Source organism: Aeromonas sp. FDAARGOS 1418, assembly GCF_019048585.1.
GTDB lineage: Bacteria > Pseudomonadota > Gammaproteobacteria > Enterobacterales > Aeromonadaceae > Aeromonas > Aeromonas caviae.
The window spans coordinates 2111447-2125052 of sequence record NZ_CP077387.1 but is presented as its reverse complement, the minus strand read 5'-3'; the positions used below and the strand labels follow the sequence as shown (position 1 = coordinate 2125052).

The following is a 13606-nucleotide window of genomic DNA, read 5'->3' as shown; positions in this document are numbered from 1 at the left end:
AGATCCCGGCTTATTTCACGGCGTCAAAGGTCAGCAAGGTGGCCTTGTCGGCATCCTTTAGCACCAGCTGTTTGCCGCTGATCTGGAAGCTCGCCACCTTCTCCAGGGTCTGCAGGTAGTTCATCTCCTTGCCGGCCAGATCCCCCGCACACATCATGCGCGTCGAACCCATGGCGCCCAGCGTCAACACGCCGTCACCCTGCTCTGTGATGCCGCCAAAGTAGCGGTTGCAGCCGCCCTTGCCCGCCACCTTGTCACCGGCGACCTGCAGGGTGAAGGTATCACCGCTCGCCCCTTGCAGTTGCCAGGTCGATGCCTGCAATTGTGCCAGCGTGGAACCCGTAGTCATGGCGCAGCCTCCCAGGGCCAGAGCGGCCAGCAGGATCAGTTTGTTGTTCATCAGTTCACCTCGTGATGGAGCGTGTCGTAACGACACGGAGTGAGGGGCCTGTGTACCATGACTGCGGCGTCAATCAAAACTCTTTTATTGTGATCGGGGTTCCCTTTACTCCCCGCTGGCATGTGCCATGCTTGTAGTCCTGTTCGGACCCAGGGAGGGGAAACGAATGGTCAAGTCTCTCGTCATCGCCATGGCATCCAGCCTCGTCTTTTCGGCTCAGGCCGCCGACTGGAGTTTTCTCCAGACCGAATCGGACAACCCGCTCTACGTCAAAAGCTATTCCGGCGTACTGCTCGGCAACCAGAGCCATCTTGGCGACAACTTCGACCTCTGGCTCATCAATACCGGCTATCAATACCCGCTTCAGGATGACATCAGCCTCTATATGGAGGCCGGCCCCGCCATCGGCCCCCAAAGCGGGCAGGCCGGGTTCAATATCAGCTCTGGGGTGCGCTATCGCCTCTCCCCGTCACTCAACATCGGCAGCCAGCTCAAGCAACTGGAGGTGAGCAAGGCCAGCACCTTGGTTGAGCTCAACAGCAGCCTGCTGGTGACCCCCTCCCTGGCCATCACCGCCAATTACGGACTCAGTGCCTTCAGCACGGAACACTTTCTCACTCTGGGAGTGGGCTTCAACTTCTGAGGTTCAGAGGAGCCTGGCGCCGCTCACCAGCACACCGTTGAGATCGGCGTAGACATAGTCGCCGGGCGCTATGGTCACTCCGGCAAAAGAGACCACGGTGTCCAGCGTGCCCAGGCCCCGTTTTTCGGTCTTGACCGGGCAGGGGGCCAGGGCCTTGACCCCCAGCGCCAGGGTCGCCAGCGTCCCCACATCCCGCACGGCACCATTGATGAGGATCCCCTCCCACCCCTGCTCCACCGCCTTGATGGCCAGCTGATCCCCGAGCAGCGCCCGACGCAGGGAGCCGCCCCCGTCGATCACCATCACCTTGCCATGGCCGGGACGATTGACCAGATCACGCACCAGGCTGTTGTCTTCAAAGCAGGAGAGGGTCACGGCCTCGCCGTAAAACAGCGCCTTGCCGCCATAGTCCTGAAACAGGGGGTCAGCGATCCTAAGGGCGTCGCCATGTTCATCGCAAAGGTCGGGCAGCAGGTCCAGCATGATCATCATCCTTCCATGGAGTGAAATGTGTCCGCTCATTCTTTCATCATGTCGGGGCGCTGACAATCCACCGGCCGGGTGCCCTGTGCGGATGGCGGGGGGCCATGTCAGCCCGAAGGCCTGAGCCGCCAGCGGGACGCAAGCGCCCCCAGATGACAGGGCGGCCCTTCCAGCAACACGGGCACCAGCCAGAGCTCTCCTTCACGCACCCAATAGAGGGCATTCTGGCCAAATCGGGCGGCCAGCCGGATCGCTTCTGGCAGCGAAAGCGGCAACAACAACGACGCCTCCTGCCAGCGCTCATCCTCATCGCTCCCCCAGACCTCTCCCATGACGGGACAGTCGCCCACTTGCCGGACAAGGGCTCGCTGGCGACGGGCATTGCGGCGCAGCCCCACCCACCGGCTGGCCGGGTTCCAGGCCGTGACAATGGCATAGGCTGGGCAGTTGGGAGGCGCAAAGGGGGCGATGAAGCACACTTTTCTGTAGTTTTCCCACAAAGTCATGTCAACCACATGTTACATCCCATTACATTTATTAAGGGCGAAAAAGCGGGTCAGCCCAAGTATGATGCAGCGAACTCGGGGATTGACTTATATCAAAGCTGAGTTAAAAAGTTGCTATCTGACGGCAAAGAGTGTTGTTATGCGCCTGTTAACTGATAAAATGCAGCAACTTTTGTAATGGACTACCTCTCCGGGCTTCTCTTGTTCAGACTTGTTGAGAGCCCATGTACGGCACAGGGATGCTTGCCGACATAGTTACCAAATTCGCGATGATTCGACCTGATATTCATACCCAGGATGACGTAATAAATTTTCAGGACCGGTCGGATAACGCCAAAGAGTGTTAAAATTTCGATAATTAACTGATAAGAATCTGGGAATACTCATGCAAACACCACATATTCTGATCGTCGAAGACGAGCTGGTCACCCGCAACACCCTCAAGAGCATCTTCGAAGCCGAAGGCTACATCGTGCTGGAAGCCAACAACGGTGACGAGATGCACCAGGCCCTGACCAGCCACACCATCAACCTGGTGATCATGGACATCAACCTGCCGGGCAAGAACGGCCTGCTGCTGGCGCGCGAGTTGCGTGAAGATGACAACATCGCCCTGATGTTCCTGACCGGTCGCGACAACGAAGTGGACAAGATCCTGGGGCTGGAGATCGGCGCAGATGACTACATCACCAAGCCGTTCAATCCCCGTGAACTGACCATCCGTGCCCGCAACCTGCTGAGTCGCACCATGAACGTGGCCGCCGGTGGCGAAGAGAAGAAGCTGGTAGAACGTTATCTGTTCAATGGCTGGGCTTTGGACATCAACAGCCGCGCCCTGGTCAGCCCGGCAGGGGACATGTTCAAGCTGCCCCGCTCCGAGTTCCGCGCCATGCTGCATTTCTGCGAGAACCCCGGCCAGATCCAGACCCGTGCCGAGCTGCTCAAGAAGATGACCGGCCGCGAACTCAAGCCCCACGACCGCACCGTGGACGTGACCATCCGCCGTATTCGCAAGCACTTCGAGAGCGTGGGCGACACCCCGGAGATCATCGCCACCATCCATGGCGAAGGCTATCGCTTCTGCGGCGAGCTGGAGCAGGAGTAATCCTCCCCACTCCCGAGTTGAAAAGGCGCCCTGTGGCGCCTTTTCCATGTCTGCGCCTTTCAGCTTGGCCGCTCTGGCACTCTCGCCGGCATCAAAAAACAGACAACAAAAAGCCCACTCGCAGGAGTGGGCTTTTTGTGTGAAGACTGGAGCGGGCAGCGGGAATCGAACCCGCATCATCAGCTTGGAAGGCTGAGGTAATAGCCATTATACGATGCCCGCTAGGCATCAAAACGTGCTTGGTGTGATGGGGAATCCCCACGACAGACAGCCATCTGGCTGATATGGACAACGGCGCGTGCCGCTATCTGGAATGTGGAGCGGGTGATGGGAATCGAACCCACGTATGCAGCTTGGGAAGCTACCGTTCTACCATTGAACTACACCCGCGTCAGTGGCCTCTACTATATGCATTTTGCCGCCGAGCGCAATCACCGACCTCGCATTTTTTGCCATAAATCAAGCTGTTCGGCCAACTAATGAGCATGAAGCCGATTTTTCACACAATGATGTTCCTCCGCCCGGTTCTGCAAGGTTGCCAAGCCGTGGGGGCGACGATAGTCTTGCGCCACTCGTTTGAGGAGGGTGGTAATGGACAAGAACAGACAGAAACATCTCTATGGCTGGTTGCGCAAACAATCGGGCCATGGTCGGCGCTGGATCGGCATCTCCATCGCCTTCGGGCTGGGTCAGGGCGTCCTGATGGTGATGCAGGCCTGGTTGCTGGCGACCCTGCTGCACGGTTTCATCATCGAAGGCTCCACGCCGGAGCACTCCGCCCCCCTCTTCATCAGTCTGTTGCTGGTGACCCTGACCAAGGCGGCCCTGGCCTATGGCCGCGAGGTGGCGAGTTTCAAGGCGGGCAGTGCGGTTCGCCAGGCCATCCGCGAGCTGGTGCTCACCCGCCTCGCCAGGCTCGGCCCTGCCTATATCCAGCGTCGTCCCGCCGGTAGCTGGGCCAGCCTGCTGCTCGAGCAGATCGAAGAGATGCAGGACTTCTTCTCCCGCTATCTGCCCCAGATGGCCATCGCCGTCTTTATTCCCCTGGTGATCCTGGTCTCCGTGTTCCCGGTCAACTGGGCGGCGGGCCTCATTCTGCTCGGCACGGCCCCCCTCATTCCTCTCTTCATGATCCTGGTGGGGGTGGGTGCCGCCGATGCCAACCGCCGCAACTTCCAGTCGCTGGCGCGCCTCTCAGGCCACTTCCTCGATCGCCTGAAGGGACTGCGCACCCTGCAGCTTTTCATGCGTACCCGGGCGGAAGGGGAGGCCATCCGCGATGCATCGGAAGATTTTCGCGAGCGCACCATGGAGGTGCTGCGCCTCGCCTTCCTGAGCACGGCCGTGCTGGAGTTCTTCGCCGCCATCGCGGTGGCCCTGGTGGCCGTCTACTTCGGTTTCTCCTACATCGATCACCTCAACTTTGGCAGCTATGGCGTCAAGGTCACCCTCTTTACCGGCCTGTTCGTGCTCTTCCTCGCCCCCGAGTTCTACGCGCCGCTGCGGGAACTCGGTGCCCACTATCACGCCAAGGCACAGGCCATTGGCGCCGCCGAACAACTGCTGGAATTTCTCGAGGCCGACGTGAGCGAACCCGCCTCCGGGACGCTCCCCTTCCATGCGGATGGCCCCGTCAAGGTAGAAGCCCGCAGCCTGGAAGTGCTGAGCGCCGAGGGCAAGGTGCTGGTCGGTCCCCTCGATTTCACGTTGGAAGCCGGCACGCGCACCGCCCTGGTCGGCATCAGCGGCGCGGGCAAGAGCTCCCTGGTCAATGCCCTGCTCGGTTTTGCCCCCTATCGCGGTTCCCTGTGCGTCAACGGAGTGGAGCTTCGTACCCTGGACATCAGCCAGTGGCGCCAGCAGCTAGGCTGGCTCTCCCAGAATCCCCAACTCTTCCACAGCTCCCTGCGGGACAACCTGCTGCTGGCCAGACCATCCGCCAGCGACGCCGAGCTGGAAGCCGCGCTCAAGCGCGCCCAGGCCTGGGAGTTCGTCAATGAGAAAGGGCTGGACTATCGGGTCGGGGATCAGGCGGGCGGTCTCTCCGTCGGCCAGGCCCAGCGCATCGCCCTTGCCCGCACCCTGCTCAAGACGACCCAGATGATGGTGCTGGATGAACCCACTGCCAGCCTGGATCGCCATTCTGAGCGGGCCGTCATGAGCGCCCTCGAACAGGCCGCACAAGGTCAGACCCTGCTGATGATCACCCACCGCCTCGATCAGCTCAGCCAGATGGACAACATCCTGGTGCTGGCGCACGGCAAGCTGGTGGAGCAGGGACGTTTTGCCGCACTCGGCGAGGCCCAGGGCCCCTTCGCCCGCCTCCTGTCGCAATCCCAAGGTTTCGGAGACTCTCTCGATGACTGATCTATTGCCGTTCCTGCGCCTTTATCGCCAGCACTGGCTCAGCCTCTCCATCGGCCTGCTGCTGGCCCTGGTCACCCTGGTGGCCGGCATGGGCCTGCTCTCCCTCTCCGGCTGGTTCCTCTCCGCCGCCGCCGTCGCCGGGCTGGCGGTCGCCACCCGAGACACCTTCAACTACATGACCCCTGCGGGGGGCGTGCGTTTCTTCTCCATCGTGCGCACCGCCAGTCGCTGGGGCGAGCGGGTCGTGAGCCACGACGCCACCTTCCGGGTGCTGACCCGGCTGCGGGTCTGGTTCTGGCAAAAGCTCTCCCCTCTCTCCCCCGGCTCCCTTGCCGGTTTTCGCCAGGCTGACCTGCTCAACCGTCTGGTGGCCGACATCGATGCCATGGATCACGTCTATCTGCGCCTCATCACCCCCATTGGGGCGGCGCTGCTGAGCTGCGCCGGGCTGGTCTTCTTCCTCTCCTTCTTCGATGGTCGCCTGGCGCTGACGCTGGGAGCCATTCTGCTCTTTGGCATGCTGGCCTTGCCCCTGGTCTTCTATTTTGCCGGGCGCGCGCCGGGCCGCCAGCTCATCGCCGAGAAGTCCAACCTGCGTACCCGCATGGTGGACTATCTGGACGGCCAAGCCGAACTGCAGATGTTCGCCGCCGCTCCCGAGGCGCTCACCGGATTGCAGCAGGCGGAGCAGGCCCTGATCCGGGCCCAGGCCCGCATGGCCCGCGTCAGCGGCCTGGCCGCCTTCTCGGTGCAGTTGCTGAGCGGCTGGACTCTGACCCTGATGCTCTGGCTGGCCGGTCACGGCGTCGGTGGCAGTGCCCCTGACCCCATCACGGCACTCATGGTGTTCGCTACCCTGGCAAGCTTCGAGGCGCTGCTGCCGCTGGCCGGTGCCTTCCAGCACCTCTCCACCAGCCTCACCTCCGCCCGCCGTCTCAACGAGATCCTGCAAGAGGCCAAGGCGCCGGAGTGGGGAGCACAGCAAGCCCCCGCTGCCCGGGGTGCCGTGCAGATAAGCGACCTGCATTTCACCTATCCAGGCCAGGATGCTCCCGTGCTGCAAGGGTGCACCCTGCAACTGCATGCCGGGGAGAAGCTGGCGCTGCTGGGGCAAACCGGCTGTGGCAAGTCCACCCTGATGGGATTGCTGACCCGGGAATGGACGGCCCTATCGGGGGAGATCCTGCTCGATGGCAAGCCCCTCACCGATTACAGCGAAGAGGCGCTGCGCGCCTCCTGCTCCGTGGTGAGCCAGCGGGTCCACCTGTTTGCCGATACCCTGCGTGGCAACCTCACCCTGGCCGCCCCCGGAGCCAGCGACGAACGGCTCATCGAGGTGCTCACCCAGGTGGGGCTCGGAACTCTGCTCCACGATGAGGGTGAGCAGGCCGAACAGGGACTGGATGCCTGGCTCGGGGATGGCGGGCGTCCGCTCTCCGGCGGGGAGCGCCGCCGCATCGGCATCGCCCGCGCCCTGCTCCACGATGCACCGCTCTGGCTGCTGGACGAGCCCACCGAAGGGCTCGATACCCAGACCGAACGGGAGATCATGGATCTGCTGCTGACCCTGGGGGCGGATCGCACCCAGCTTCTCATCTCCCACCGCCTGCTGGGGCTGGAACGGATGGACAGGGTAGCCCTGATGGAAGAGGGTCGCATCCGTCTGTGTGCCCCCCACCAGGAGCTACTGGAAGATGATCACTACCGCAGCCTGCACCGGCGACTGGCTCCCGCCTGATCCGGGAGTCGTCTCGCTACAATCCATTGATATGGCTAAAAATGGGGCTGGTCGCCATCGGCGACTGCCCCCTATAATGGCCCACTCGCCACCCAACAAGATGCCGATATGAAACGCCTGATCCTGATGATGCCCCTGATTGCCTCCGGTTGCGCCGACTTCGCCTTCAACAGCAATCTGGACAAGGAAAACTTCGACGAGTACTTCAAGCCGGGGAGCGTGCGGGTCTACGAGCAGAGCGAGCTCGCCGACCTCAACTACCTCTACCTCGGCACCGTCGAGGGGGAATCCTGCCAGAGCGATGCCAACCAGGCGGTGCCCAATGCCGGTGAAGCCCGCACCCTGGCCCGCCGCCGCGTGGCGGACATGGGGGGCAACGGCGTCAGCTTCGACAAGTGCGCCGAGTTCAGCGACGTGCCCGGCTGCCTGAAGCAGGTGATCTGCTACGGTCAGGCGCTGAAAGTGGCCGAAGAGAAGTAAGTCCTGCCATGGCGATCGCCATCGTGCGACTCGGCAGCCCCCGCCTCGAGGATGAGGGGCTTCGCATCGGCACCGTGCGTCGCCCCCCTCGCGGCGTGCCCAAAGCGGCGTTCGCCAGCCAGGATTGGTACGACGTCTGGTTCCCCAATCTGGCCCCCAGCGCCGAGACCATGAAACTCGGTCAGACTGCCGACACCCCGGCCCGGTGGACCGCCTTCTGCAAGCAGTACAAGGCCGAGATGGCCGCCCCGGCCGCGAGGCACGATCTGGCCCTGCTGGCTGCCCTCTCCCACACCACCCATTTCTCGGTGGGGTGCTACTGCGAACAGGAGTCCCGCTGCCATCGCAGTGTGCTGAGAACCCTGCTGGCCGACGCGGGGGCATTGCTGCGCTGAGCCCCGTCATGGATGAACACCCCACATGAGAAGAGGGCACCCTGGGGTGCCCTCTTCTTTATGATGTCGGCTAGTACGCATTCGATGACAGGGGAAGCTCCCCCCCTCGTCGCAGGGCCTGTTCCTCATCAGGGGTCATGCCTGGCAGCGGCCCCCGGGGGTTGCTGGCAAGCCATACCACCAGATCGTCAACCGTCTCCTCCAGAGGGCGAAAGTTCAGGCCATGGACGATGGCGGCCTCGGCGCTGATGGTGCCATACCCAGCATACTCGGGCAGCTCGTTTGGCAGCAGCGTGGGATAGCTTTGCCAGGGCGCCACCCCTGCCGCCATCAGGTCACGCCAGGGAGCCCACTCGAGCTGCAAGGGGGTCGCTGGCGTCAGCCGGGCAGCGAGGCGCTCCACCCAGTCGTTCAGTGCGATGCCGGGCTTGATCAGGTTGAAGCACCCAGCGAGTCGCTGCTCGGCAGCCCGCAGCACGAACTCGGCGCAGTCGCGCACATCCAGGTATTGCAGCCTGTCCTCCCCCAGCCCCGGCAAGAGCCAGTGCCCGCCCCGCTGCACCCGCCTCACCCACCAGGCAAGACGAGCTGTCGGGTCAAAGGGGCCGCAGAGCACGCCGGGGCGCAGGGTGCACAGGCGATCTCCCCAGCGGGCGCGATACACCGACTCGCACAGCACCTTGAGGGGGCCGTAGTCGGTGGGCGCTCCTGCCATCTCGTGCAGGGGGGCCGACTCATCCATGCCGGGTTGGGAAAAATCGCGATAGACACTGATGGTGGAGATGAAGATGAGCCGATCACAGCGCCCCAGCAGAGCGTCAGAGAGCCCTTCGGCCTGTTCGGGGCGATAGCAGCAGGTGTCGATGACCAGATCCCAGTGCCGCCCTTCGCCCCGCAAGGGGGCCAGGTCCCCGTCTCTGTCCCCGTGAAGCTGGGTCAGCTCCCGCCAATCCGGGTGCTGGCGGTGGCCGCGATTGAACAGCGTCACCTCGTGCCCCCAATCCAGGGCCAGCGTGGTCAGGTGGCGACCCAGAAAGCCGGTGCCGCCGATAATCAACAATTTCATCCCTGTCTCTCCTCTATGGCGCCCTCTCCTTGCAGCCCCTCCACGGGCAGCCGAAACGGCCATGGCCTGGCATGGTGAGCACACGCCCTGATGCCGCCAGGCATATCGTCATGGTGCGGGCCGCAGATTCCTTGTCCGCTCCCCCGCCACCCCTTTTGCCGCCCCACCCTACGCAAGTTGGCACCAGGACACAGTCCCCGGGCACCGGGTCTGGGATCGGGATCACAGGGGCCGCGTCCTGGTACTCCCCCTGCGTTTTCGGCGTGCCTGTGCTACATTGCCCGGGTTTTCAGCCAGGATCCGCCATGAAGTTCGATATCGATACCCTAGGGATCATCCGCTCTCCCTACAAGGAGAAGTTCGCCATACCCCGCCAGCCCGGCCTGGTCAGCGCGGCTCGCGCCCGCCTCGAACTGCTTCCTCCCTACGATCAGCCCGATGCGCTGCGCGGCATCGAGCAATTCTCCCATCTCTGGATCAGCTTCGTGTTTCACCAGACCATGGATCAGGGCTGGCACCCGACGGTGCGCCCGCCGCGCCTCGGCGGCAACGAGCGGGTCGGGGTCTTTGCCACCCGCTCCACCTTCCGCCCCAACCCCCTTGGCCTCTCCGTGGTCGAGCTGCACGGGGTGGGACGTGAGCGCGGCAAGCTCTGGCTCGAGCTGGGCGCCGTGGACTTGCTCGACGGCACCCCGGTCGTCGACATCAAGCCCTATGTCCCCTATGCCGACAGCCTGCCCCACGCCCGTGGCGGTTTCGCCCCCGATGCCCCCACCCCGCCGCTGGCGGTGAGCTTCAGCGCCCAGGCCGAGCAGCAGCTCGCCCCCTGGCTCAAGGCCCACCCGGAGCTGCGCGAACTGGTGAGGGAGGTGCTGGCCCAGGATCCCCGCCCTGCTTACAAGAAGGGCAAGCCGGATGACAAGGTGTACGGTGTCAGATTGTTCGATGTGAACGTGCGATTTCAGATAAAAGAACCGCAATGTCAGGTACTGGCCATCGAACCCGCTTGAAAAAAGCCTCTCTGGCAGCATGAAAAAAGCCACCCTTCCGGGTGGCTTTTTTATGGGCAAAACAGGGTGCTCAGCGCCGCTGCAGCAGCAGGCTGCCGATGGAGTAACCGGCCCCAAAGGAGCAGAGCACCCCGCGAGCCCCGCTCGGCAGATCCTGGTTGAAGAGGTGGAAGGCGATGATGGAACCCGCCGAGCTGGTGTTGCCGTAGCGGTCGAGGATGACAGGCGCCTCCTGCTGGCTGGCGTCATGGCCCAGCAACTTGCGACCGATGAACTGGTTCATGGTGAGGTTGGCCTGATGAAGCCAGAGCCGGCTCAAGCCATCGGCCGCCCATCCCTGCTCCGCCAGCTGGGAGGCTATCTGATCGCACACCAGGGGCAGCACCTCCTTGAACACCTTGCGCCCCTGCTGGCGGAACAGCTTGTCGTCGCCGTAGCGGGTGCGCGGGCTGAGCCGGTTCAGGAAGCCGAAGTTGTTGCGGATGTTGTTGGAGTACTGGGTCACCAGCTTGCTGGCCACCAGTTGCCAGGGGTTGGCCACCTGGCAATCGGCCTCCCGCTCCAGCAGCACGGCGGTACAGGCATCCCCAAAGATGAAGTGACTGTCCCGATCGCGGAAGTTGAGGTGACCCGAGCAGATCTCCGGATTGACCACCAGCGCCAGCCGGGCGGTGCCTGCCGCCAGCATGTCTGCGGCGGTCTTGATCCCGAAGGTGGCGGAAGAGCAGGCCACGTTCATGTCGAATGCCAGGCCGCTCGCGCCGAGATAGTGCTGCAATTCGATGGCCAGCGCCGGGTAGGGGCGCGGCATGTTGGAGGCAGCGACGATGACAAGATCGATCTCCCCCGGTTCACGACCGGCGGCAATCAGCGCCTGCTCGGCGGCCGCCACCGCCATCTCCACCATGATGGAGGGCTGATCGTCCGGGCGCTCCGCCATGAGCGGCTGCATGATGTCGGGATCCAGCACCCCCTCGCTGCTCACCAGATAGCGGCTCTTGATGCCGGAGGCCTTCTCGATGAACTCGCAGCTCGAGTGCTGTTTGGCAGGCAGCTGCCCTGCATCGATGGCGGAGGCGTTCTCCTCGTTGTAGAGATCCACGTACTGGTTGAAGGCCGCCACCAGCGCTTCATTGCTGACGGCAAAGGGAGGGGTATAGAGGCCTGAGCCACTGATTACGATAGAGGTCATCTTTGCTCCTGGCCGGGTGCAATCCCGGCTTGTCTGTTTTTTAGGGTTCAGAGGGTCACAGCTGGTCGATGGCCGCAGCCAGACCCGCCAGGGTCAGCGGGTGCATCCGCCCGCCGATCAATTCGTTCATCAACTTGATGGAGGGGTGCCACAGCCACTCCTGCCTTGGCAGCGGATTGACCCACACCATCTTGGGGAAATGTTGTTGCAGGCGCCCGAGCCACACCTGGCCGGGCTCCTCGTTCCAGTACTCTACGCTGCCACCTGGCCAGGTGATTTCATAGGGGCCCATCTTCGCATCCCCCACCACCATCACCCTGTAGTCGCTGCCGTAGGTGCGCAGCAGCCGCAGGGTATCGAGCCGATCATCAAGGCGCCTGGCATTGTCCTGCCAGACGAAGTCGTAGAGGCAGTTGTGAAAATAGAAGAACACCAGGTGCTTGAACTCGTGGCGCAGGGCCGAGAAGAGGCGCTGCACCTCGGCCACGTGGGCATCCATGGAGCCCCCCACGTCGAAGAAGACCAACAGTTTGACCCCGTTGTGGCGCTCGGGCCGCAGTTTCACATCGAGCCAACCTTGCCTGGCCGAGCTTTGGATGGTGTCGTCGAGATCCAGCTCGTCGGGATTGCCCCGGCGCACCCAGCGCCTGAGCTTGCGCAGGGCGAGCTGGATGGCGCGCTGCCCCAGGGGCGAGTCGTCACTGAAGTTGCGAAAGTGGCGCGCCTCCCACACCTTGGTCGCCCGCCCGTGCTGGCCCTCTCCCCCCATGCGGATCCCTTCCGGGTGATAGCCGCCGTGACCGAACGGGCTGCTGCCCCCGGTGCCGACCCACTTGTTGCCGCCCGCGTGGCGCGCTTTCTGCTCGCTTAGCCGCTGGTTGAGGGTCTCCAGCAGCTGGTCGAGCCCGCCGAGGGATTGGAGCAACGCCTTCTCCTCCGGGCTTAACAGTCGCTCGAACTCCTGGCGCAGCCAGTCGTCAGGCAGGCTCTCCGGCAACAGGGGGATGGCGGCCAATCCTTCGTAATACTCGGCGAAGGCGCGATCGAAGCGATCGTAGTGCGCCTCGTCTTTCACCAGCAGGCAGCGGGATAGCTGGTAAAACTCGTCCATGTCGAGGCTGGCCAGTCTGGCTGCCAGCGCCCCGTGCAGGTCGAGCAACTCCCGCAGGCTGCAAGGAAGCTTGTGGCGGCGCAGGTGAAGGAAGAAGTCGATGAGCATTCAGCCGCCGCGGCGCGCCAGGAAGGCGAGCTTCTCAAACAGATGCAGGTCCTGCTCGGTCTTGAGCAGGGCGCCGTAGAGGGCAGGCACCAGTTTGCCCGGCTCGCGGGTGCGCATCGCCTCGGGGGCGATATCGTCGGCCAAAAGCAGCCGGATCCAGTCCAGCAGCTCGGAGGTGGACGGCTTCTTGCGCAGCCCCTCTACCGCACGCAGCTCGAAGAAGAGCTCCATCGCCTCACCGAGCAGGCTCTCCTTGAGGTTTGGGTAGTGGAGCTTGACGATGGCCTGCATCTCGGCCTTGTCGGGGAAGCGGATGTAGTGGAAGAAACAGCGACGAAGGAAGGCGTCCGGCAGCTCTTTTTCGTTGTTGGAGGTGATGATGACCACGGGTCGCTGGCGCGCCTTCACGCGCTCGCCGGTCTCGTAGACATCGAACTCCATCCGATCCAGCTCTTGCAGCAGATCGTTGGGAAACTCGATGTCCGCCTTGTCGATTTCATCGATGAGCAGCACTGGCCGCTGCTCTGCGCTGAAGGCCTGCCACAGCTTGCCCCGGCGGATGTAGTGGCCAATCTCCCCTACCCTGGGGTCACCGAGCTGGGAGTCTCGCAGCCGGGCGACGGCATCGTATTCGTAGAGCCCCTGCTGGGCCTTGGTGGTGGACTTGATGTGCCAGCTGATGAGCTCGGCGCCCAGGGACTCGGCCACCGCCTCCGCCAGCACTGTCTTGCCCGTACCGGGCTCACCCTTGATGAGCAGCGGCTTCTCCAGCACGATGGCGGCATCGACGGCCATCTTCAGTGCCTGTGATGCGAGATAGCGGTCGCTTCCTGCAAATCCCATGAGATCCCTTCCATTGGATGCCCAGGCAGCGGGAGCCCCCTCGGCAAGAGAGAATAAGTTCTATATGTTGTAATAACATATTGTTATAACGATTCGTCACTTCTCATTCAGAAACCACAGGGTAATCTTGTTTCATCGCCTTAACAAACACAGGGATAG

General features: G+C 63.0%; 14 protein-coding genes and 2 tRNA genes. 7 read left to right on the top strand and 9 right to left on the bottom strand.

What is annotated here, in order from left to right:
• Positions 1–10 precede the first annotated feature (10 nt).
• A complete protein-coding gene (locus I6L48_RS10155) occupies positions 11–400 on the bottom strand; it encodes an META domain-containing protein (RefSeq protein WP_039039356.1) in 390 nt (129 codons plus the stop codon).
• 166 nt (positions 401–566) lie between these two features.
• Between I6L48_RS10155 and I6L48_RS10150 the strand changes: the two genes are divergently transcribed.
• The gene (locus tag I6L48_RS10150; RefSeq protein ID WP_039039355.1) at positions 567–1043 is read left to right on the top strand and encodes a hypothetical protein; all 477 of its coding nucleotides are present in this window, start codon (positions 567–569) and stop codon (positions 1041–1043) included.
• A gap of 3 nt (positions 1044–1046) precedes the next feature.
• Here I6L48_RS10150 and I6L48_RS10145 read toward each other — a convergent pair whose 3' ends face one another.
• Complete coding sequence (locus tag I6L48_RS10145) at positions 1047–1526, bottom strand: putative 4-hydroxy-4-methyl-2-oxoglutarate aldolase (RefSeq protein ID WP_048208766.1); 480 nt, start codon at positions 1524–1526, stop codon at positions 1047–1049.
• Between the two features lie 107 nt (positions 1527–1633).
• A complete protein-coding gene (locus tag I6L48_RS10140) occupies positions 1634–2032 on the bottom strand; it encodes a DUF3293 domain-containing protein (RefSeq protein ID WP_216988016.1) in 399 nt (132 codons plus the stop codon).
• Positions 2033–2417: 385 nt separating this feature from the next.
• On the opposite strand from I6L48_RS10140, the gene arcA reads away from it, so the two are divergent.
• Complete coding sequence (gene arcA / locus I6L48_RS10135; RefSeq protein WP_010673581.1) at positions 2418–3137, top strand: two-component system response regulator ArcA; 720 nt, start codon at positions 2418–2420, stop codon at positions 3135–3137.
• A 147-nt stretch (positions 3138–3284) separates the two neighbouring features.
• Here arcA and I6L48_RS10130 read toward each other — a convergent pair.
• Positions 3285–3359, bottom strand: a tRNA-Gly gene (locus I6L48_RS10130).
• 94 nt (positions 3360–3453) lie between these two features.
• Positions 3454–3527, bottom strand: a tRNA-Gly gene (locus I6L48_RS10125).
• Positions 3528–3728: 201 nt separating this feature from the next.
• Between I6L48_RS10125 and cydD the strand changes: the two genes are divergently transcribed.
• The 4 genes from cydD (at position 3729) to I6L48_RS10105 (ending at position 8117) form a co-directional block, all read left to right on the top strand.
• Entirely contained in the window at positions 3729–5504 is a 1776-nt protein-coding gene (cydD, locus tag I6L48_RS10120) for a cysteine/glutathione ABC transporter permease/ATP-binding protein CydD (RefSeq protein WP_042864200.1), read from the top strand.
• Positions 5497–7242 (top strand): cysteine/glutathione ABC transporter ATP-binding protein/permease CydC, encoded by a 1746-nt coding sequence (gene cydC / locus I6L48_RS10115; RefSeq protein ID WP_216988015.1) that lies wholly within the window; start codon positions 5497–5499, stop codon positions 7240–7242. Before cydD ends, cydC begins: the two co-directional genes overlap by 8 nt.
• A 108-nt stretch (positions 7243–7350) precedes the next feature.
• Entirely contained in the window at positions 7351–7722 is a 372-nt protein-coding gene (gene rcsF, locus I6L48_RS10110; protein ID WP_216988014.1) for an Rcs stress response system protein RcsF, read from the top strand.
• An 8-nt stretch (positions 7723–7730) separates the two neighbouring features.
• Positions 7731–8117, top strand: a complete 387-nt coding sequence (locus I6L48_RS10105) for a DUF488 domain-containing protein (RefSeq protein ID WP_104454513.1) — start codon at positions 7731–7733, stop codon at positions 8115–8117.
• A 70-nt stretch (positions 8118–8187) separates the two neighbouring features.
• Here I6L48_RS10105 and I6L48_RS10100 read toward each other — a convergent pair whose 3' ends face one another.
• Complete coding sequence (locus I6L48_RS10100) at positions 8188–9183, bottom strand: NAD-dependent epimerase/dehydratase family protein (protein ID WP_113069915.1); 996 nt, start codon at positions 9181–9183, stop codon at positions 8188–8190.
• 305 nt (positions 9184–9488) lie between these two features.
• Here I6L48_RS10100 and tsaA point away from each other — a divergent pair, with 305 nt between their 5' ends.
• Positions 9489–10193, top strand: a complete 705-nt coding sequence (gene tsaA, locus I6L48_RS10095) for a tRNA (N6-threonylcarbamoyladenosine(37)-N6)-methyltransferase TrmO (protein WP_111736035.1) — start codon at positions 9489–9491, stop codon at positions 10191–10193.
• Positions 10194–10263: 70 nt separating this feature from the next.
• On the opposite strand, the gene I6L48_RS10090 is transcribed toward tsaA, so the two are convergent.
• The 3 genes from I6L48_RS10090 to I6L48_RS10080 are packed head-to-tail and all read right to left on the bottom strand — an operon-like array spanning position 10264 to position 13447.
• Positions 10264–11385 (bottom strand): beta-ketoacyl-ACP synthase III, encoded by a 1122-nt coding sequence (locus I6L48_RS10090; RefSeq protein ID WP_039039348.1) that lies wholly within the window; start codon positions 11383–11385, stop codon positions 10264–10266.
• A gap of 55 nt (positions 11386–11440) precedes the next feature.
• Positions 11441–12604: a VWA domain-containing protein gene (locus I6L48_RS10085; RefSeq protein WP_113069914.1), complete on the bottom strand. Its 1164-nt coding sequence runs from the start codon at positions 12602–12604 to the stop codon at positions 11441–11443.
• Entirely contained in the window at positions 12605–13447 is an 843-nt protein-coding gene (locus I6L48_RS10080) for a MoxR family ATPase (RefSeq protein WP_113069913.1), read from the bottom strand.
• Positions 13448–13606: the final 159 nt, after the last annotated feature.

What these genes read in the sequence shown, in the direction of transcription:
- I6L48_RS10150 (WP_039039355.1), top strand. Translation starts at nt 567, where the DNA reads ATGGTCAAGTCTCTCGTCATCGCCATGGCATCCAGCCTCGTCTTTTCG.
- I6L48_RS10155 (WP_039039356.1), bottom strand. Translation starts at nt 400, where the DNA reads ATGAACAACAAACTGATCCTGCTGGCCGCTCTGGCCCTGGGAGGCTGC.
- cydC (WP_216988015.1), top strand. Translation starts at nt 5,497, where the DNA reads ATGACTGATCTATTGCCGTTCCTGCGCCTTTATCGCCAGCACTGGCTC.
- arcA (WP_010673581.1), top strand. Translation starts at nt 2,418, where the DNA reads ATGCAAACACCACATATTCTGATCGTCGAAGACGAGCTGGTCACCCGC.
- rcsF (WP_216988014.1), top strand. Translation starts at nt 7,351, where the DNA reads ATGAAACGCCTGATCCTGATGATGCCCCTGATTGCCTCCGGTTGCGCC.
- I6L48_RS10080 (WP_113069913.1), bottom strand. Translation starts at nt 13,447, where the DNA reads ATGGGATTTGCAGGAAGCGACCGCTATCTCGCATCACAGGCACTGAAG.
- I6L48_RS10100 (WP_113069915.1), bottom strand. Translation starts at nt 9,183, where the DNA reads ATGAAATTGTTGATTATCGGCGGCACCGGCTTTCTGGGTCGCCACCTG.
- I6L48_RS10105 (WP_104454513.1), top strand. Translation starts at nt 7,731, where the DNA reads ATGGCGATCGCCATCGTGCGACTCGGCAGCCCCCGCCTCGAGGATGAG.
- cydD (WP_042864200.1), top strand. Translation starts at nt 3,729, where the DNA reads ATGGACAAGAACAGACAGAAACATCTCTATGGCTGGTTGCGCAAACAA.
- I6L48_RS10090 (WP_039039348.1), bottom strand. Translation starts at nt 11,385, where the DNA reads ATGACCTCTATCGTAATCAGTGGCTCAGGCCTCTATACCCCTCCCTTT.
- I6L48_RS10085 (WP_113069914.1), bottom strand. Translation starts at nt 12,604, where the DNA reads ATGCTCATCGACTTCTTCCTTCACCTGCGCCGCCACAAGCTTCCTTGC.
- I6L48_RS10145 (WP_048208766.1), bottom strand. Translation starts at nt 1,526, where the DNA reads ATGCTGGACCTGCTGCCCGACCTTTGCGATGAACATGGCGACGCCCTT.
- tsaA (WP_111736035.1), top strand. Translation starts at nt 9,489, where the DNA reads ATGAAGTTCGATATCGATACCCTAGGGATCATCCGCTCTCCCTACAAG.
- I6L48_RS10140 (WP_216988016.1), bottom strand. Translation starts at nt 2,032, where the DNA reads ATGACTTTGTGGGAAAACTACAGAAAAGTGTGCTTCATCGCCCCCTTT.